The organism is Oscillibacter sp. PC13 (genome assembly GCF_900115635.1).
In the GTDB taxonomy this organism is placed as follows: domain Bacteria; phylum Bacillota; class Clostridia; order Oscillospirales; family Oscillospiraceae; genus Oscillibacter.
In genome coordinates this window covers 1-17,779 of the sequence record NZ_FOXE01000026.1, presented here as the reverse complement: position 1 = coordinate 17,779, position 17,779 = coordinate 1, and the positions used below count along the sequence as shown (strand labels likewise).

The window sequence follows — 17,779 nt, the reverse complement described above, 5'->3', positions numbered from 1 at the left end:
CGGAAGGTGCTGTTGCATAGTTTTACCATGGGCTGCAAAGTGCAAAAGAGAATTGACAAAAGAGAGGGCTTTCTGATATTCTGGTCAGGCCGCTGTTTGCGGGCGGAGAAAAAATCGTTCCTGCAAACAGCGGGGATTTCCATAAGAAAGGAAGTACTTCATGCTGGCAACGCTCATTTCCACCCTGGTGGACTGGCTGTATACCTATATATTGGTCATTTTACTGCTGGGGGCGGGGCTGTATTTCACCCTCCGCACCCGCTTTGTGCAGCTGCGCCTGTTTGGAGAGGCGTTCCGTGTTCTGCGGGAGAAATCCCACGGGGACGGCGTGTCCTCCTTTCAGGCGCTCATGATCTCCACGGCCTCCCGGGTGGGCACCGGCAATATCGCCGGGGTGTCCATCGCCATCTGCCTGGGCGGCGTGGGAGCCGTGTTCTGGATGTGGATGGTGGCGCTGCTGGGCGGCGCATCCGCCTTTATCGAGAGCACGCTGGCCCAGATTTACAAGGTCCACGACGGTGCGGGCGGCAGCCGCGGCGGCCCCGCCTATTATATTGAGCGGGTGCTGGGCAGCCGTGGGCTGGCTGCTGCCTTCTCTGTGTTTTTGATTCTCACGTACCTGGTGGGCTTCAACATGGTGGCGTCCTATAATCTGGTGGACGCCTTCTCCGGCTATGCCTTTTCCGGGCCGAAGCTGCCCGCTGCGGCGGGAGGACTGCTGGCGCTGGCCACGGCGGTGTGCATTTTTGGCGGCGGAAAGCGGCTGTCCAGGATTACCAGCATTCTGGTGCCGGTGATGGGCGGCGCCTATGTGCTGATGGCGCTGGTGATGATTGCGCTTCACATTCGGCTGCTGCCGAAGGTGTTTGCGTCCATCTTTGAAAATGCCTTTGACTTCCAGGCCATCTTCGGAGGCTTTACCGGCTCTGCCATGATGTACGGCATCAAGCGGGGGCTTTTTTCCAACGAGGCCGGCGTGGGATCCGCGCCCAACGCGGCGGCGGCCGCCTCTGTGTCCCACCCCGTGAAGCAGGGGCTGGCCCAGATGCTCTCCGTGTTCATCGACACGCTGCTGATTTGTTCTGCCACGGCGCTGCTGTGTCTGTGTTCCGGCGTGGAGCCGGACGCGGCGCTGAAGGGTGTGCCTTATGTCCAAGCGGCCATGTCCGGCACCTTCGGCCCCTTTGGCCGCTGGTTTATCACCGGCACCATGCTGCTGTTTGCCTTCACCACGATTCTGGGCAATTACTATTACTGTGAGAGCAATCTCCAGTATCTCCTCCGGCGGGACGCCCGCCGCTGGGAGCTGGCGGTGTTCCGCCTGCTTGCGGCGGTGATTGTATTCTTCGGCGCCCAGATGGATTTCTCCCTGGTGTGGGACACGGCCGACGTCACCATGGGCCTGATGGCCCTCATCAACCTGCCGGCCATTTTGCTGCTGGCAAAGCCCGCCCTTCTGGCACTGAAGGACTACCAAACGCAGAAGCGGGCGGGGAGGGACCCGGTGTTCCGCGCGGCGGACATCGGCCTGGCCGGACAGACGGAATTTTGGAACTGAAAAAGAGGATGCTTGGCGTCCTCTTTTTTTGTCGGAAAATTTTCCAGTATCGCCAGCAAAAAAGCACAAAAACTACTTGAAAAGCTAAATGAAATCGTGTAATATAGTTTCTAAAACTATATGATAAAATTACGGAGAAAAACAGGAGACGAGAGCGAATGGAAGCGATGCCGATGACAAGAGAGATGTGCCGGGCCAGGGCCCGGTCTGTACGGCGGGCCCGCACCCGGGCCTTGAACGAGCCGCCGCGTCTGACGGTGGGGGAAGAGGTGTTCAACGCAGTTACCCACGGTGTGGGCGCGCTGCTGGCGGTGGCGGGGATGGTGCTGCTGCTGCAGCGGGCGGAGGGCGGCCTGGCGGTGCTGGCCTCCTGCGTATATGGGATCAGCATGATTGTGATGATGGGCATGAGCTGTGTGTACCACGCCATGAAAAGCGGCTCCACCGCCAAGCGGGTGTGCCGCAGGTTTGACTACATGTCCATCTACCTGTTGATTGGGGGGACCTTCGCCCCGATTTTTCTGGTGTATCAGGGAACCAGGATGGGAATCACGCTGTTTTGCATCCAGTGGGGCGTGATTCTCTTCGGTGTCACGCTGATTGCTGTATTCGGCCCCGGCAGGTGGCGGCCGCTGCACTATACGCTGTATTTCCTCATCGGCTGGAGCGGGTTGATGTTCATCCCTGATTTTTACGTCCACAACCGGCCGCTTTTGTGGTTCATTCTGGTGGGGGGGATTGTCTACACGGTGGGCATGATTCCCTTTGCCCGCAGCCGGAAATACGATCACTGCCTGTGGCACCTGTTTGTGCTGGCTGCGGCGGCGCTTCAGTGGATCGGGGTCTATACGTGCATCTATTAAAAAAGAACCTTCGGAGTTACTCCGAAGGTTCTTTCAGATCAATTTTCCCGTGTTCCTTTTCAAAATCTTCAATACAACGACGAATCAGATGGAGAACTTGACCATTGCCACTCCGGCCTTCATATTCTGCGATATAGTATAACTTATCATGCGTTTCCGGATCAATGCGGAGACCGAGATGCTTTCCCTTTTTAGCTACCACATTCTCACAACCCATATATTATAAAGTATGAGTTGATTTTAAGTACATTTTGAGATATTATGTTTAAAACGTACTCGAAGTAAGTACATAAAATTTGAAGATGAACAGAAACCATCTCTGGAGAAGGAGTGAAGCTGTATGGAGGAATCAAGATATCAGCACATGTATGCGATTTTGTGCGAGGCGGCGTCCAACAGCATTGACCTGCTTGCCGCCGGACGGGCGGACGCTGCGGCAGAGCAGCTGAAAGCGGCGCTGGAAGAAGCGGAAGAGTGCTATATCAGCGCGGAATAAAAAAACCGCCGGACACGTGTCCGGCGGTTTTTGTTATTTTGTTCCGAAAATCCGGTCGCCCGCATCGCCAAGGCCCGGCACGATATAGCCGTTTTCATTCAAATGATCGTCCACCGCGCCGCAATAGATGTCCACATCGGGATGGGTCTCCTGGATGTGCCGGATCCCCTCCGGCGCTGCCAGCAATACCATCAGCTTGATGTTGGTGCAGCCCCGCTTCTTCATCTCGGCAATGGCGGCCTCTGCGCTGCCTCCGGTGGCCAGCATGGGATCCACAATCATAATGTCCCGGTCTGCAATATCCTTGGGCATTTTGCAGAAATAGACATGGGGCTCCAGCGTCTCCTCATCCCGGAACATGCCGATGTGGCCCACCCGTGCGCCGGGTACCATCCGGAGAACACCGTCCACCAGGCCAAGGCCCGCCCGCAGGATAGGCACCACCGCAAATTTCTTGCCCTTCAGAGTGGGGGCGGTGGTTTTGCAGATGGGCGTCTCCACCTCCTTGGTGGTCAGCGGCAGATCCCGGGTGGCCTCATAGGTGATCAGCATGCCGATTTCGGATACGATCTCCCGGAAATCCTTGACACTGGTGTTTTTGTCCCGCAGGATGGTCAGCTTGTGGGCCACCAGGGGATGGTCCATGATGTGTACAGTTCCGCTCATTTCATCTGCTCCTTTTTCAATCGTTCATTTCGCTCCCGCTCTGCCTGGGAAAGACGCAGGTAGACGGGCACAAGTTCCTGTGCTGTCTGCAATTCACCGCTTCGCGCGGCTGTCTCCGCGGCAAAGCCAACGGACGCGGCGCTCTGCATCAAAAGGTGGGGGGGCGCCAGGCGGCAGGGAATGCCCCGCTCCGTCAGATACCGGAAGCACAGGGCGGCACCGTCTCCCACAACGATCTTGGGGGAGATATCGTCTGCCAGCTCGGCGGCCAGATCCTCCAAGGCAATGGCCCGATCGGGAGACCGGCGGACCGGCCGGCCGCTTTCGGCCTCAAATACCGCGTTGTAAATCTGACTGCGCCGCGCGTCCATGGCGCAGAGAATCAGTCCGTCCACATGGGCCACATTCCAGGCCATGGCCTCCAGGGTGGAGACGCCGATTACCGGCTTCCCAGCTGCCATGGCCAGTCCCTTGGCGGCCGCCACGCCGATGCGGATGCCGGTAAAGGAGCCCGGCCCTCTGGCCACGGCGACGGCGTCCATGTCGGAAAGCTGCATATCTGTATTTTTGAAGAGGTGCTCCACAATGGGCATCAGGGTACGGCTGTGGGTGAGGCCGGTGTCCTGATAACCGCTGGCCAGAAGCTTTCCATCCTCCACCACGGCGGCGGACACCGCCTTGGCCGAGGTTTCCAGCGCCAGGATTTTCATGCCGTGCCGCCTCCCTCTATGGTAATGGTTCGCCAGCTGTCACTGTCGGGGTGCCGGGCAATGGTGACCCATACCGTATCCCCCGGCAGGGCGTCCGCTACCCGCTCGCTCCACTCCACGGCGCAGACGCCGTCCCGGTCCAGATAGTCCTCCCAGCCGATATCGAACAGGGCATCGGCGTCCTCCAGGCGGTACATGTCAAAGTGAAACAGAGGGACGCGGCCCTCGTATTCGTTCACGATGGTAAAGGTAGGGCTGGTGACCCGGCCGGAATAGCCAAGCCCCCGGGCAAGCCCGCGGGTAAACGCGGTCTTGCCCATGCCAAGACCACCGCGGTAAGCCAGCACCGTTCCGGGAGGGAGGGACTGCGCAAGGCGCTCGCCGATGGCCTCGGTCTCCGCCTCGCTGTGTGAGAGATATTCCACGAAGCTGCCATCCTTTCTGGTATCTTTCAAAATCGACTCAGTATACCACATTTCCGGCGCGGTGTAAATGTCAAATCTCCGCCCGGTGAACACTCTGGAGAAAAGAGAAATTGAACAGAGTGTAAAATGGCATGGCCGGCGTTTACACCGGGGGCGGTTTGTGGTATACTGCATCTGCTTTCCCTCTGCGGAAACACTGGATTTCAACGACGGACAGAAACGGAGTGCACCCATGCTGAACAGGCTGAAGGGAATATTGGCGGATTTTTTCCAGCAGGCGGATCTGGTCCTGCTGGGGCTTTGCTGCGTGTCCACCATCTATGGCATTGTCATGATTTTCAGCGCCGCCCACTACCGGATCAACACCAGCCGCTATGTCATTGTGCAGACGGCCGCCATGCTGTTGGGCATCTGCATGTATATTTTCTTCTCCATGATGGACGTGGAGCTTTTGATGAAACGGTGGAAGTGGATTGCGGTTTTCAATGTGGTTTTTATCGGGCTGCTGCTGACGCCTTTTGGCGTGGGCGGGGAGGATTACGGAAACAACGCCTGGCTGAAATTTCCCGGCATTCCATTCAGCATCGGTCCGGCGGAGGTGGTAAAGATCACCTTCACCCTGCTGCTGGCCAAACAGCTGGAATGGCTGCGGGAGGATAGGCGGGATCTCCGCTCCTTCCACTCCGCTTTTTTGGTGGCGGGGCACACCCTGGCGCTGATGGGGTGGTATGTGCTCATTTCCAAGGATATGGGCAACGCGCTGGTATTTCTCTTCATCTTTTTGGCAATGGCCTTTGTAGCCGGCTTTGCCCTGCGGTGGTTTGTGCTGCTGCTGGCGGGCGGCAGCGGGGCTTTTGCGGCGGCCTGGGTACTGGATCTGATGCCGCCCTATATGAAGGATCGCTTTATTGTGCTGTTTGACCATACGTATAAGCCGCTGGACACCGGCTGGCAGCAGAGCCGGAGCCTTCTGGCGCTGGGATCCGGCGGCATTTCCGGCCAGGGATATCTGAATGGCACCCAAACCCAGAGCAGCTACAACAGTTCCCTGCCGTACCGGTGGACGGACTTTATCTTTTCCGTCACGGGGGAAGAACTGGGAATGCTGGGCTGCCTTGCGATCATCATATTGCTGACGGCCATTATCATCCGGGTGCTGCTGGTGGCAAAGCGCGCCCAGACGCCGTTTCAGTGCTATGTCTGCGTCGGTATGGCGGCCATGCTGATTTTTCAGACGATTATCAACATCGGCATGTGCCTGTTCGTGATGCCCACCATCGGCATTACGCTGCCCTTTTTCAGTTATGGCGGATCCTCCATTGTGACGCTGTACATGGCCATGGGTGTGGTTTCCGGTATTAAAAAACGATCGCCTTATATGCGGCGGCCCATTCGGGCGCTGCGCTGAATCCTCATTTCAAAAAAGACAGTCGGAAGCACTGCTTCCGGCTGCCTTTTTTGTATAATTCTGACGGACGGGAAAACACTATTCCTGTACTAATTTAAAACAGGAGGTCCGATCGACTTGAAGATTCATTCTATGAAACGCATCTCCGTGCTTGCCCTGTCTGCCGCGCTGCTGCTGACAGTGAGCGCCTCGGCACTGTTCGGCAGCAAAAAGCAGCCTGTCCAGCCGCAGGAGGGAGCCCCCATTGCGCGGGAACTGGAAATTGCCACCTACCGCAACATCCCTTATCAGGCGCAGTTCCTGGCAACTGACAGCGAGGGGGACGATATCACCTTCGCTGTAGCGGACATGCCCAAAAAGGGCACCGTCACCATTGACGGTGTCAACTTCACGTACACCCCCAACGATGGCGTCACCGGCAGCGACAGCTTCACCTATACCGCAACGGACAGCGCGGGCAATGTCTCGCAGCCTGCTGCCGTCACAGTTACCATCTCCAAAGCCAAGTCCGGCGTGACTTACTCTGACACCGATGGCAGCACGGCTGCAGCTGCCGCCCAGCGTCTGGCGGAGGAGGGGATCTTTACCGGTGCAAAAATTGGAGAACAGTACTATTTCGAACCGGATAAGACGGTTTCCCGGAGTGAATTCCTGGCCATGGTGATGGAAACTGCCGGGCGGGATGTGACTGCCGTCACCATGACCGGCTTCTGTGACGACGCGGCCATCCCCACTTGGGCAAAAGCCTATGCCGCCGCCGGTGTGTCCGACGGAATTATCCAGGGGACCTCCACGGCGGAGGGCGTGGCATTCCGCGCGGAAGAGCCCATTACCTTTAACGAAGCGGCCACGGTGCTGAACCGGGTACTGAATCTGGGAGATGTGGACCTGGAAACCTGGTATGCTGACAGGGAGGCCGTGCCCTCCTGGGCCGCCCAGGCCGTGGGCAATATGGAGTCTGTCAGCGTCTTTGCTGCCGGCAGCTTTGGAAGCGCTGCCATGTCAGAGCCGGTTACCAGGGCTGATGCCGCTCGGATGATCTCTGCCTCCAAGACTCTGCTGGATGGTGAGGACACAGGCCTTTTTGACTGGCTTGGCTGATTGCAAAAAACGCTTTGCCAAAAATTCAGCTGGAATCAGGAAAAACATTGGACCACCCGGCGAAAATGCCGGGTGGCCTGTTTTTGCAGTTGTATTCAATATCCGTTTGTGCTAAACTGTGTAAGATTATAATAGAATTAGTATGTAAATGTATATGCAATCTTGTAAAATCGGCCTCCCACGGGAGGGAAGAGAGGACTCTCTATATGAAAATTGTTGTACTGGCGGGCGGTATTTCCACGGAGCGAGAGGTTTCCCTGGTGACGGGTACCAGCGTGTGCCGTGCTCTGCGGGGGAATGGACACCGCGCCATTCTGGTGGATTTGTTTTTAGGACTGGAGGAGGTTCCGGCGGATTTGGAAACGCTGTTTGACGCCCCGGACGGACTATGCCCCAGCGTTGAAATCCGTACAGCGGCCCCGGATCTTGCCGCCGTACGGCGGCAGCGGAAAGATCAGAGTCCAAGCCATATTGGTCCCCATGTGCTGGATCTTTGTGCGCTTTCGGACATTGTGTTTTTGGGCCTTCACGGCCAGGACGGGGAGGACGGCCGTATTCAGGCGGCGTTGGATCTCCTGGATGTCCAGTATACGGGCTCCGGCTATCTGCCCTCCGCCATGGCCATGGACAAGGCAGTCACCAAGCGGATGATGGATACAGCGGGCATTCCGACGCCCAAGTGGCAGCTGCTGCACTATGGCCCCGAAGATGTGGAGACCCTGGCAGAGACACTGCCCATGCCCTGTGTGGTGAAAACTACCGGCGGCGGGTCGTCTTTGGGCGTGTACTTACCGGAGGATCGGGCGGCTTTGCGGATGGCGTTGACGGAGGTCCTGCGTTACGGAGACGAGGTTTTGGTGGAGGAGCGCATTTATGGCCGGGACATGACAGTTGGCGTTCTGGGGGACCGGGCGCTGCCGGCGGTGGAAATTGTTCCAGCCAGCAAAGAATTTGACTATGCAGCCAAGTATCAAAGCGGAGGTGCCCAGGAGCTTTGCCCCGCCCCCATCACAGAGGCGCAGCAGCGGGAGATGGGGGATCTGGCACTGAAGCTTCACCAGACACTGGGGCTTGCCGCCTATTCCAGGACGGATTTTATTTTAGATGCGGCGGGTCGGCCTTGGTGCCTAGAGGTCAACTCCCTCCCCGGCATGACACCCGCCAGCCTGGTTCCCAAGGAAGCCGCTGCGGTTGGAATGCCCTATGGCCAGCTCTGTGAGGAGATTGTCCAGCTCAGTTTGGGCGTAAAGAGGAGAGATTATTGATATGCTGCCTATGACAGTAACGGAAATCGCAGCCGCAGTGGACGGCATCTGGTGGAATCCGCAGGAGGGCGCGGCGGCCGTCACGGCCGTGTGCACCGACAGCAGGAAACTGACGCCGGGCTGCTTGTTTGTCCCTTGGCGGGGAGAGAAGTTTGACGGCCACGATTTTATTGACGCCGCGCTGGACGCCGGTGCCGCCGGCTGTCTTTGCGCGAAGCTGCCGGTCTCCCTCAGGGACGATAAGTTTTATATTAAGGTGGATGATACCCGCCTGGCCCTGAAGGGGCTGGCAGCCTATTATCGGGAGCGGTTTTCCATCCCCGTGATTCAAATCACCGGCAGTGTCGGCAAGACCACCACCAAGGAGATGATTGCCGCCGTTCTGGGGGCAAAGTACCGGGTGCTGAAAACGCCGGAGAATTTTAACAACGATATTGGCACACCCCTGACGCTGCTGCAGCTGGAGCCAGATCATCAAGCGGCTGTGATTGAGACCGGGATGAACCACTTTGGAGAGATTCGCTACCTGGGAGAGATGGTAAAGCCGGACATCGCGGTGATCTCCAACATCGGTGATGCCCATATTGAATTCCTGGGCAGCCGGGAGGGCATTTTAAAGGCCAAGTGTGAGATTTTTGAAAACCTGAAAGAGGGCGGCACTGCTGTTCTCAATGGAGACGATGCACTGCTGAACACTTTGGCTCTTCCTTTTCATATCGTCCGCTGCGGTCAATCGGAGCACTGCGGCGTCCGGATCGGCGATCTGGCTGACCACGGCGTGGAGGGCATCACCTGTACGGTTACCACGGAAAAGGACACCTATCATCTGTCTGTTCCCGCCCCCGGAGAGCACATGGCCTACTCTGCCTCCATGGCCGTGGCCATTGGAGAACAGCTGGGGCTCAGCCATGAGGAGATTGTCCGCGGTGTGGGGCAGTATGAGCCTGCCGGATCCCGGATGCGGATTGTCCGCCTGCCGGAAAACCGCCTGGTTCTGGACGATTGCTACAACGCCAACCCCCAGTCTGTCACAGCGGCGCTGGAGATTTTGGCAAAAACAGAATGCGACCGCAAAATTGCGGTTTTGGGCGATATGGGAGAGCTGGGCGATTTGACGGCCCAGGCTCACTATAATATGGGGGCGCTGGCGGCCATGCTGGGCATCGATTTTGTGGCTGCCATCGGTGGCAAAGCCGCGAAGATTGCCGATGGTGCCACCCAGAGCGGCGGAGACGCTCTGCATTTTTCCACCAAGGAGGAGGCCATCCACGAGCTGGCTCAGCAGCTGGGACCCAATACCGCCATGTTGGTAAAGGCATCCCACGCCATGCACTTCGGCTGGATTGTGGAGCAGCTGCAGCACGCATATGATTGAGATACAGGTCAATGGCCTGGTCAAGTCCTTTGAAGTGGGGCATAATGTCTTGAACGGCCTCACTTTTCAGATCGACCAGGGCGAACGGGTGGGCCTGCTGGGCAAAAACGGTGCCGGCAAAACCACACTTTTTAAAATTTTAACGGGAGAAATGGAGTATGACGAGGGGCAGGTGACCATCGGCCAGGAGCGGCGGCTGGGGCTTATCTCGCAGATCCCCGTCTATCCCGCCGGATATACGGTGGAGGACGTGCTGCGCACGGCCTTTGCCAGACTGCACGCTTTGGCGGAGGAGATGGAGACACTGGCTGCACGCATGGCTGCGGGAGAAAACGACCCGGCCGTTCTGAAGCGTTATGGCGCCATCAGCGAGCGGTTTGAGGTCTTTGGCGGCTATGATACCGATGTGGCCGTCAATAAGGTGGCCAACGGCCTTTCCATCAGCGCTGAGCAGCGGGGCCAATTGTTCGACAGCCTCTCCGGCGGCGAAAAGACCCGGGTCAATCTGGGCCGTCTGATTCTGGAGGACACGGACATTCTGCTGCTGGACGAGCCCACCAACCATTTGGATCTCCACGCAACCGAGTGGCTGGAGTCCTATATCCGCACCTTTCCCGGAACGGTGGTGGCCATTTCACACGATCGGTATTTTTTGGATCGCACGGTCACCCGGGTCATTGAGGTGGTCGACGGCAAGGCTGAGTTTTATAGCGGGAACTACAGCTTTTACGCTGTGGAGAAGGAGCGGCGCTTTCAAGAGCGCATGAAGCAGTACGAAAAAGAACAGGCTAAGATTGAGCAGTTGGAAAAGGCGGCTGAGCAGTTGCGGCTGTGGGCATTCCAGGGAATGGACAAAACCTACCGCCGGGCCATTTCCATGGAGCGGCGCATCGAGCGGATGCGCACAACCTCCAAACCGACCCAGGCCCGGAAGATGGACGCCCGCTTCAATGCCGCAGAGTTCCATGGAGACGAGGTACTCTCTCTGCGGAATGTGGCGAAGTCCTATGGGGACAAGCACCTCTTCGACGGGATCAGTCTGAAGATTGAGGGAGGCGAACGGATTGCCCTCATTGGAGACAACGGCACCGGAAAATCAACCCTGATCAAGATGATGATGGGGGAGCTGTATCCGGACGATGGACGCATCAAAACCGGCCCCCAGGTGCGATCGGCGTATCTGCCTCAGATCATTCACTTTGATCACCCGGACTGGAATCTGGTGGAGAATATGATGGCTGCCAAAAAGGGCCTCTCTGCCCAATCCGCCAGAAACCGGCTGGCAGCCTATGAATTCAGGGGGGAGGATGTATTCAAGCCTGTCTCCGTCCTCTCCGGCGGAGAGCAGAGCCGCCTGCGGCTTTGCATGCTGATGGACGATGAGATTAACTTTTTGATTCTGGACGAGCCCACCAACCATCTGGACATTGCGTCCCGGGAGTGGATTGAGGAGGCGGTGGAGGCCTATGACGGGACGCTGCTGTTCGTCAGCCATGACCGCTACTTTATCAACCGCTTTGCCACCCGCATTTGGGAACTGGCGGACGGCACCATCACCGACTATCCCATGGGCTTCACCCAGTACCGGCAGGTAAAGGCCCAGGAGGAAGCGGAAAAATCCCCGGCACCGAAGATTGTCAGGGAAAAGCCTGCTGCAGAACGGCCGCAGCGCGGCAACAAAGCCCAGCAGGCCGCCCGCCGTCAGCTGACTATTTGTGAGCGGGATATTGCCAGGGCGGAGGAGCATATTGCCGCGCTGGATGCCGACATGGAGGCTGCGGCCTGCGACTATGAGAAGCTGAATGAGCTGATGAAGGAAAAAGAGACGGTCCAATCTGAACTGGATGGACTCTATGAAAAGTGGGAGCAGCTCAGCGAGGAAGCAGGGGACTGATCACCTGCTTCCGAAGCACCCGCGGAGGACGATATGAAAAAGAGAGAAAAAGTCCAATACGCCGTGGCCGCCGCACTGGCTCTGGCGGGCTTCGTTTTGATAACGGTTCGCCTGTGGGGAATGCGGTTTTCCGGTTTTTTGCTGCTGGGCACGGCACTGGCACTGGCTCTGTCCGCGCTGCTGGAACGGCTTGCCGACCGCGGCGGAGGTTGGGCGTTTGTGCGAAAAGGATTCTACTTTTGCATATCCATTGTCCTGACGATTTTGTGCTGTATCGAGATCTTTGTCATCAACCGTGGAAACAGCGACCTCAGGGCCCTTCCGGCGGACGCGGTCATTGTGCTGGGGGCGGGGGTCAATGGTTCCCAGCCGTCCCTCTCCCTGCAAACCCGGCTGGAGACGGCACTGGACTATCTGGAGTATCGCTGTCCGGAGGGGCCGGTGGTGCTCACCGGCGGCCAGGGCTATGGAGAGGAGATCACCGAGGCCCGATGCATGTACAACTGGCTGACGGAGCGGGGGGTGAATCCGGACCGTCTGATTCTGGAGGAGCAGGCCGCCAACACGGCGGAGAACTTTTCCTTTTCCAAGATTCTGCTGGAAGAAGAGGGCATCGACCCGGCGGCGGACCGTGTGGCAGTAGTGACCAACGACTTCCACATCGCCCGGGCGGAGTTGATTGCGGAAGAGAAAACAGGGTACGGGGCTGTGATTGGCATCCCAGCCAAGCTGCCCTGGATCCATCTGACGGTGAACTACTACCTGCGGGAGGCCTTCGCCGTGGTGAAAACGGTGTTGTTTGACTGAAATCCTGATGCGGAGGTATCTATGAACGACATTTTATGTATCTATTATTCCCGGACGGGACATACCAAGAAAGCCATGGAGGAGATTGCGGAAGCGCTTGGCGCGGAAACGGTGAAAATCCGGGACGCGGTGGAGCGTGGCGGCTTCAAGGGTGCCCTTCGCTGCGGCCTGGACGCCATGCGGAAAACCACGCAGCCTCTTTCCCACTACGAGACGGAACAGCCCCTTGGAAAATACCGCCTGGTGATTGTGGGCACGCCCGTGTGGGCGGGACGGTGCAGCAGCGTGGTCCGTACCTTTTTGAAGGAGCACGGCCGGGAGCTGAAAAACGCGGCCTATGTGGTCACCCGCAGCAGTGAGGGCAAGTTTGAAGAGGTCTACGACCAGATGGACCTGTATGTACCGAGAGGGCACCGGACCGCGGTTTCTCTGCGGGCAGACTCCGTGGGATACAGCTTCTGGCAGGAGGAATTTCTCCGCCAGGTGCGGGAGTTCCTGGCGGCAAAGCGGTAGAAACGGCATCTTTTTGTTCAAAAACAGGAGAGGAGATGCCCCATGCTGGAAAAACTAAAGGAGATTGCCCTTCGCTGTGAGGACTTGCAGGCCCAACTGGAGGATCCCTCCATCTACGGCGATGCGGAGAGGTTAAAGGCGGTCAGCCGGGAGCTGAAGGAACTGGAGCCGGTGACTGCGGCCTACCGGGCCTATGTGCGGACAGAGGAGGACCGGGCCGCTGCAGAGGAACTGCTTCATGACCCGGAGTTCCGGGATCTGGCGCAGGAGGAGCTGGCTGCAGCAAAGGAACGGCAGGAGCAGCTTCGGGAGGAACTGAAGCGGCTGCTGCTGCCAAGAGACCCCAATGACAGCCGCAATGTGATTATGGAGATCCGCGGCGGTGTCGGCGGAGAGGAGGGGGCTCTGTTCGCGGCTTCTCTTCTCCGAATGTACACCATGTACGCCGATACCAGGGGCTGGAAACTGGATATGGTGAACCTGAATGAGACGGAGCTTGGAGGCGTGAAGGAGTGCAGTGTCCTCATTGAGGGCGAGGATGCCTTTTCCAGGCTGAAGTTTGAATCTGGCGTCCACCGGGTTCAGCGGGTGCCGGAGACGGAGTCCGGCGGGCGTATCCATACCAGCGCCGCCACGGTAGCAGTGCTGCCGGAGGCAGAGGACGTGGAATGCGAAATCGACCCCAAGGATCTGCAGATTGACACCTATCGGGCCTCCGGTGCCGGCGGACAGCATGTCAACAAGACGGAATCCGCCATCCGCATTACCCACCTGCCCACGGGGCTGGTGGTGGAGTGCCAGGATGAGCGGAGTCAGTATAAGAACAAGGACAAGGCTATGAAGGTGCTTCGCTCCCGCCTCTATGAGATGGAGCAGGCCAGACAGGCGGCCGCCACGGCGGAAATCCGCCGCAGCCAGGTGGGCAGCGGTGACCGCAGCGAGCGCATCCGGACTTATAATTTTCCGCAGGGCCGGGTGACGGACCACCGTATTGGTCTCACGCTCTATAAGATTGACGCGGTGATGAACGGCGATTTGGACGAGCTGATTGATGCACTGACCGCCGCTGACCAAGCAGAAAAACTGAAAAACGGCAGGGAGAATCAGATGTGAGGCGAAAAGAGGCCCAGGCATACTGTGCGTCCTGTCCTGGGCAGCTTTTTGTACGATGAAATAGAATGCAGACGGGCGCTGGCCCGATGAAGAGAGATAGAGGCGAGGTTATGCAGACTTTATATTTTGATTTGCGGGATACCAAGGGCCCTCAGAAAGAGATGGAAGATAAGATCTCCGCCGCAGCAAAAATCCTGCGGGAGGGCGGCCTGGTGGCCATTCCCACGGAGACGGTTTACGGCTTGGGAGCCAACGGCCTGGATGGAAAAGCGGTCAGACGGATTTTTGAGGCCAAGGGCCGGCCAAACGACAACCCCCTGATTCTCCATGTTACCGGTCCTCAGTGGCTGCCCCGGTACTGTTCGGACGTGCCGCCGCTGGCCTACGTGCTGGCCAGAAAATTCTGGCCGGGCCCTTTGACCATGATCTTGAAACGGAAACCCACGATTCCGGACGAGACGACGGCCGGGCTGGATACGGTGGCCATGCGCTGCCCCAACCATCCAGTGACCCTGGCCATTATCCGGGAGGCGGGAATTCCCATTGCCGCCCCCAGCGCCAATATCTCCGGCCGCCCCAGCTGCACTACGGCTCAGGATGTGCTGGAGGACATGGACGGCAAAATTGATGCGGTGGTGGATGGCGGGCCCTGTATGGTAGGCGTGGAGTCCACCATTCTGGATTTGACCTGTGATCCGCCCCGGCTGCTGCGGCCCGGCGGACTGCCTCTGGAGGATTTAGAGAGACTCATCGGACAAATCGAGGTAGATAAGGCAGTTACCAGTCCTCTGCAGGAGGGGGAAAAACCCAAGGCGCCGGGAATGAAGTACCGCCATTATGCGCCGAAAGCGCCGGTGACAGTGGTGACCGGAGCCCCGGAGGAGTCGGCCCAGGAGATCCTGCGGCGGGTAGGGGCGACCTCCGGTGTGGTTTGCTTTGATGAATTCGCCGATCTGTTTCCGGAGCAGGAGGTGCACACCCTTGGCCCCGGAGATGACAAGCTGATCCAGGCCCAACGGGTGTTCGATGCGCTGCGAACCTTCGATACCAGCCCCGTCACGGAAATTTACGCCCAGTGTCCGGATAACCGCGGCCTGGGCCTGGCCATTGGCAACCGCCTGAAAAAGGCGGCGGGCTTCCATGTGGTAGAGGCCTCCGGCGAACGGGTGATTTTGGGACTGACCGGCGGCACCGGCGCCGGCAAGACCAGTGCCCTCCGTGCAGTTGAGTCCCTGGGCGGTACGGTGGTGGACTGTGACGCGGTGTACCATGAGATGCTGGATACCAACCAGGCCATGCGGGAGGATATCCACGCCTGCTTCCCGGGGGTTTTTAACGGGGACGGCGCCCTGGATCGGCAGCGCCTGGGCCAGGAGGTTTTCCGGGACAAGCACCGGCTGGAGCAGCTCAACGACATTGTATTTCGTCACCTGATACCTGAGGTGCGCCGCCGGCTGACGGAGAGTACGGCAAAACTCAGCGCGATTGATGCCATCAATCTGCTGGAAAGCGGGCTGGACGGGCTCTGTGACCGGACGATAGCAGTGACGTCGCCTTTGGAGCTTCGTGTCCGCCGCATCATGGCCCGGGACGGAATCACGGAACAATATGCCCGCCTGCGGATTGCTGCCCAAAAACCGGATGAGTACTACCGCGGCAAATGCGACTATGAATTGAGCAATGCTGCTGAGACTCCGGAGGCATTTGAAGCGCAGGCCAGGGACTTCTTTGAACGGCTGATTGAGTCCGTTAAGGAGGAAAAACAGCATGGGAGTTCACGGGGATGAATTCGCTCGGGTATCTTCCCGGCGGATATCGTGCTGAAGTATCCGGCAATGCTGCTGGCTCTGTGGGATCACGGACGCTTGGGGTATGCCGGTGGATGAGACGGCGGAACTGGAGATTTGGGAAACAAGGGCTATTGCGCCCATAGAAATGAAATAAGGAGGAACCTGAAGATGTCAGAGGAAATCAAAGATCTGAAAAAACAGCTGCTCTCTGGTAAGAAGAACGGCTATGACAAGACGGTTGACGGACACGCAGGCTATGAAGATGCCATGGAGGCGTACTGCAAAGCCTATATGGCCTTTTTGGACGCCGGCAAAACCGAGCGGCTTTGCGCTGCAGAGGTGGTGCGCCTGGCAGAGGAGAAGGGCTACCGGCCCTATGTCCGGGGGCAGGCGGTGAAGACAGGCGATAAGGTCTATCTCTGCAACCGGGGTAAGGCGGTGCTGCTGGCCCACATCGGTGAAAAATCTCTGGCGGAGGGCGTCCAGATTGCCGCTGCCCATATTGACTCTCCCCGGCTGGATCTGAAGCCCAACCCCCTGTATGAAGATGGAGAGCTGGCCTATTTCAAAACCCATTACTACGGCGGCATCCGCAAGTATCAGTGGGTGACCATTCCCATGGAGCTCCACGGTGTGGTGGCCATGAAAAACGGAACGAACGTGACGGTCAATATCGGCGGAGACGAGGGAGATCCCAAGCTGGTCATCACAGATCTGCTGCCCCACTTGGGAATGGAACAGAATAAGAAGCCCCTGGCGGAAGCCGTCCCGGGGGAGACCTTGAATCTCCTGCTGGGCAGCCGCCCTATCGGGGACGAGGATGACACCGGCCGGGTGAAGCTGGCGGTGATGCAGCTGCTGAACCGGAAGTACGGCATTACGGAGGATGATTTTACCTCTGCGGAGCTGGAGGCTGTCCCGGCGGTGAAGGCCACGGACATCGGGCTGGACCGCTCCATGATCGGCTCCTATGGCCATGATGACCGTGTCTGCGCCTATGCGGCACTGAGGGCGCTGCTGGATCTGGAGAAGACGCCCGCCCGGACGGCGGTCTGCGTTCTGGCAGATAAGGAGGAAATCGGATCCGACGGGGTAACGGGGATGCAGTCCGCTGCCTTCGATACCTTTATGGAGGACCTGTGCGCCGCGCAGGATGTGCCGGTGCGGGTGTGCTTTGAAAAATCCTTCTGCCTGTCTGCGGACGTAACTGCGGCTTTTGATCCCAACTTCTCCGAGGTGTTTGAAAAGCGCAATGCCGCCTATTTGAACTACGGCATCGGCCTCTGTAAATACACTGGCGCCCGGGGCAAGTCCGGCGCCTCTGACGCCAACGCCGAGACGGTGGCCTATGTCCGCCGCCTGTTTGACGACGCGGGCGTTGTCTGGCAGATTGCGGAGCTGGGCAAGGTGGACGCCGGCGGCGGCGGCACCGTGGCCATGTATATGGCCAACCGCAACATCACCACGCTGGATGCGGGTGTGCCGGTGCTCAGCATGCACGCGCCCTTTGAAACTGTAGCAAAGCTGGACTGCTATGAGACCTACAAGGGCATGAAGGCTGTCTACGAGGCGAAAGCCTAAAATCAATCAAAACCACCGGCCGTGCCGGTGGTTTGCACAAGCCCCCTTGGGGCATGCCCTGGGCAGAGCCTATAGGCTCATCGAAAAGTCTGCCAACCGCACGACTTTTCCAGGCTGCCCCTAAAGGGGCTTGATTTTATTTGCCTTCTTTTACTGGCTTACCCGTAAACGGGTCAATATACTCCTGGATGCTCATCTGGTCATCCGTATAATC

At 58.2% G+C, this 17,779-nt stretch carries 16 protein-coding genes; 13 read left to right on the top strand and 3 right to left on the bottom strand.

Annotation, left to right across the window (positions count from 1 at the left end; genetic code table 11):
* Positions 1–160: 160 nt before the first annotated feature.
* The 3 genes from BMZ81_RS13110 to BMZ81_RS14150 all read left to right on the top strand — a co-directional run bounded on the left by BMZ81_RS13110 (position 161) and on the right by BMZ81_RS14150 (position 2,917).
* On the top strand, positions 161–1,558 hold the full coding sequence (locus tag BMZ81_RS13110; RefSeq protein ID WP_091132839.1) for an alanine/glycine:cation symporter family protein: 1,398 nt from the start codon (positions 161–163) through the stop codon (positions 1,556–1,558).
* A 158-nt stretch (positions 1,559–1,716) separates the two neighbouring features.
* Positions 1,717–2,421 carry a PAQR family membrane homeostasis protein TrhA gene (locus BMZ81_RS13105; RefSeq protein ID WP_091132836.1) on the top strand — a complete coding sequence of 235 codons (705 nt, stop codon included), beginning with the start codon at positions 1,717–1,719 and terminating at the stop codon, positions 2,419–2,421.
* A 340-nt stretch (positions 2,422–2,761) separates the two neighbouring features.
* Positions 2,762–2,917 (top strand): hypothetical protein, encoded by a 156-nt coding sequence (locus tag BMZ81_RS14150; RefSeq protein WP_177187320.1) that lies wholly within the window; start codon positions 2,762–2,764, stop codon positions 2,915–2,917.
* A gap of 33 nt (positions 2,918–2,950) precedes the next feature.
* Here BMZ81_RS14150 and upp read toward each other — a convergent pair whose 3' ends face one another.
* The 3 genes from upp to tsaE are packed head-to-tail and all read right to left on the bottom strand — an operon-like array spanning position 2,951 to position 4,718.
* The gene (upp, locus tag BMZ81_RS13095; protein WP_091132832.1) at positions 2,951–3,583 is read right to left on the bottom strand and encodes a uracil phosphoribosyltransferase; all 633 of its coding nucleotides are present in this window, start codon (positions 3,581–3,583) and stop codon (positions 2,951–2,953) included.
* Positions 3,580–4,293, bottom strand: a complete 714-nt coding sequence (gene tsaB, locus BMZ81_RS13090; protein ID WP_091132829.1) for a tRNA (adenosine(37)-N6)-threonylcarbamoyltransferase complex dimerization subunit type 1 TsaB — start codon at positions 4,291–4,293, stop codon at positions 3,580–3,582. The genes upp and tsaB overlap by 4 nt, the downstream gene beginning before the upstream one ends.
* Complete coding sequence (gene tsaE, locus BMZ81_RS13085) at positions 4,290–4,718, bottom strand: tRNA (adenosine(37)-N6)-threonylcarbamoyltransferase complex ATPase subunit type 1 TsaE (RefSeq protein ID WP_091132862.1); 429 nt, start codon at positions 4,716–4,718, stop codon at positions 4,290–4,292. Before tsaE ends, tsaB begins: the two co-directional genes overlap by 4 nt.
* A gap of 160 nt (positions 4,719–4,878) precedes the next feature.
* Between tsaE and BMZ81_RS13080 the strand changes: the two genes are divergently transcribed.
* The 10 genes from BMZ81_RS13080 to BMZ81_RS13035 all read left to right on the top strand — a co-directional run bounded on the left by BMZ81_RS13080 (position 4,879) and on the right by BMZ81_RS13035 (position 17,565).
* Positions 4,879–6,126 carry an FtsW/RodA/SpoVE family cell cycle protein gene (locus BMZ81_RS13080; protein WP_242942648.1) on the top strand — a complete coding sequence of 416 codons (1,248 nt, stop codon included), beginning with the start codon at positions 4,879–4,881 and terminating at the stop codon, positions 6,124–6,126.
* Positions 6,127–6,243: 117 nt separating this feature from the next.
* On the top strand, positions 6,244–7,227 hold the full coding sequence (locus BMZ81_RS13075) for an Ig-like domain-containing protein (RefSeq protein WP_242942647.1): 984 nt from the start codon (positions 6,244–6,246) through the stop codon (positions 7,225–7,227).
* Between the two features lie 206 nt (positions 7,228–7,433).
* Complete coding sequence (locus BMZ81_RS13070; protein ID WP_091132827.1) at positions 7,434–8,492, top strand: D-alanine--D-alanine ligase family protein; 1,059 nt, start codon at positions 7,434–7,436, stop codon at positions 8,490–8,492.
* 1 nt (position 8,493) lies between these two features.
* Positions 8,494–9,867, top strand: a complete 1,374-nt coding sequence (gene murF / locus BMZ81_RS13065) for a UDP-N-acetylmuramoyl-tripeptide--D-alanyl-D-alanine ligase (RefSeq protein WP_091132825.1) — start codon at positions 8,494–8,496, stop codon at positions 9,865–9,867.
* A complete protein-coding gene (gene abc-f, locus BMZ81_RS13060) occupies positions 9,860–11,761 on the top strand; it encodes a ribosomal protection-like ABC-F family protein (protein ID WP_091132823.1) in 1,902 nt (633 codons plus the stop codon). The genes murF and abc-f overlap by 8 nt, the downstream gene beginning before the upstream one ends.
* A gap of 33 nt (positions 11,762–11,794) precedes the next feature.
* Entirely contained in the window at positions 11,795–12,568 is a 774-nt protein-coding gene (locus BMZ81_RS13055) for a YdcF family protein (protein ID WP_091132820.1), read from the top strand.
* 21 nt (positions 12,569–12,589) lie between these two features.
* Positions 12,590–13,081 (top strand): flavodoxin family protein, encoded by a 492-nt coding sequence (locus BMZ81_RS13050; RefSeq protein ID WP_091132818.1) that lies wholly within the window; start codon positions 12,590–12,592, stop codon positions 13,079–13,081.
* A gap of 42 nt (positions 13,082–13,123) precedes the next feature.
* Positions 13,124–14,194: a peptide chain release factor 1 gene (gene prfA / locus BMZ81_RS13045; RefSeq protein ID WP_091132815.1), complete on the top strand. Its 1,071-nt coding sequence runs from the start codon at positions 13,124–13,126 to the stop codon at positions 14,192–14,194.
* Positions 14,195–14,304: 110 nt separating this feature from the next.
* The gene (locus BMZ81_RS14415) at positions 14,305–15,981 is read left to right on the top strand and encodes an L-threonylcarbamoyladenylate synthase (protein WP_091132812.1); all 1,677 of its coding nucleotides are present in this window, start codon (positions 14,305–14,307) and stop codon (positions 15,979–15,981) included.
* A gap of 171 nt (positions 15,982–16,152) precedes the next feature.
* Entirely contained in the window at positions 16,153–17,565 is a 1,413-nt protein-coding gene (locus tag BMZ81_RS13035; protein WP_091132811.1) for an aminopeptidase, read from the top strand.
* Positions 17,566–17,779 lie beyond the last annotated feature (214 nt).

What these genes read in the sequence shown, in the direction of transcription:
- BMZ81_RS13110 (WP_091132839.1), top strand. Translation starts at nt 161, where the DNA reads ATGCTGGCAACGCTCATTTCCACCCTGGTGGACTGGCTGTATACCTAT.
- BMZ81_RS13105 (WP_091132836.1), top strand. Translation starts at nt 1,717, where the DNA reads ATGGAAGCGATGCCGATGACAAGAGAGATGTGCCGGGCCAGGGCCCGG.
- BMZ81_RS14150 (WP_177187320.1), top strand. Translation starts at nt 2,762, where the DNA reads ATGGAGGAATCAAGATATCAGCACATGTATGCGATTTTGTGCGAGGCG.
- upp (WP_091132832.1), bottom strand. Translation starts at nt 3,583, where the DNA reads ATGAGCGGAACTGTACACATCATGGACCATCCCCTGGTGGCCCACAAG.
- tsaB (WP_091132829.1), bottom strand. Translation starts at nt 4,293, where the DNA reads ATGAAAATCCTGGCGCTGGAAACCTCGGCCAAGGCGGTGTCCGCCGCC.
- BMZ81_RS13070 (WP_091132827.1), top strand. Translation starts at nt 7,434, where the DNA reads ATGAAAATTGTTGTACTGGCGGGCGGTATTTCCACGGAGCGAGAGGTT.
- murF (WP_091132825.1), top strand. Translation starts at nt 8,494, where the DNA reads ATGCTGCCTATGACAGTAACGGAAATCGCAGCCGCAGTGGACGGCATC.
- abc-f (WP_091132823.1), top strand. Translation starts at nt 9,860, where the DNA reads ATGATTGAGATACAGGTCAATGGCCTGGTCAAGTCCTTTGAAGTGGGG.
- BMZ81_RS13055 (WP_091132820.1), top strand. Translation starts at nt 11,795, where the DNA reads ATGAAAAAGAGAGAAAAAGTCCAATACGCCGTGGCCGCCGCACTGGCT.
- BMZ81_RS13050 (WP_091132818.1), top strand. Translation starts at nt 12,590, where the DNA reads ATGAACGACATTTTATGTATCTATTATTCCCGGACGGGACATACCAAG.
- prfA (WP_091132815.1), top strand. Translation starts at nt 13,124, where the DNA reads ATGCTGGAAAAACTAAAGGAGATTGCCCTTCGCTGTGAGGACTTGCAG.
- BMZ81_RS14415 (WP_091132812.1), top strand. Translation starts at nt 14,305, where the DNA reads ATGCAGACTTTATATTTTGATTTGCGGGATACCAAGGGCCCTCAGAAA.
- BMZ81_RS13035 (WP_091132811.1), top strand. Translation starts at nt 16,153, where the DNA reads ATGTCAGAGGAAATCAAAGATCTGAAAAAACAGCTGCTCTCTGGTAAG.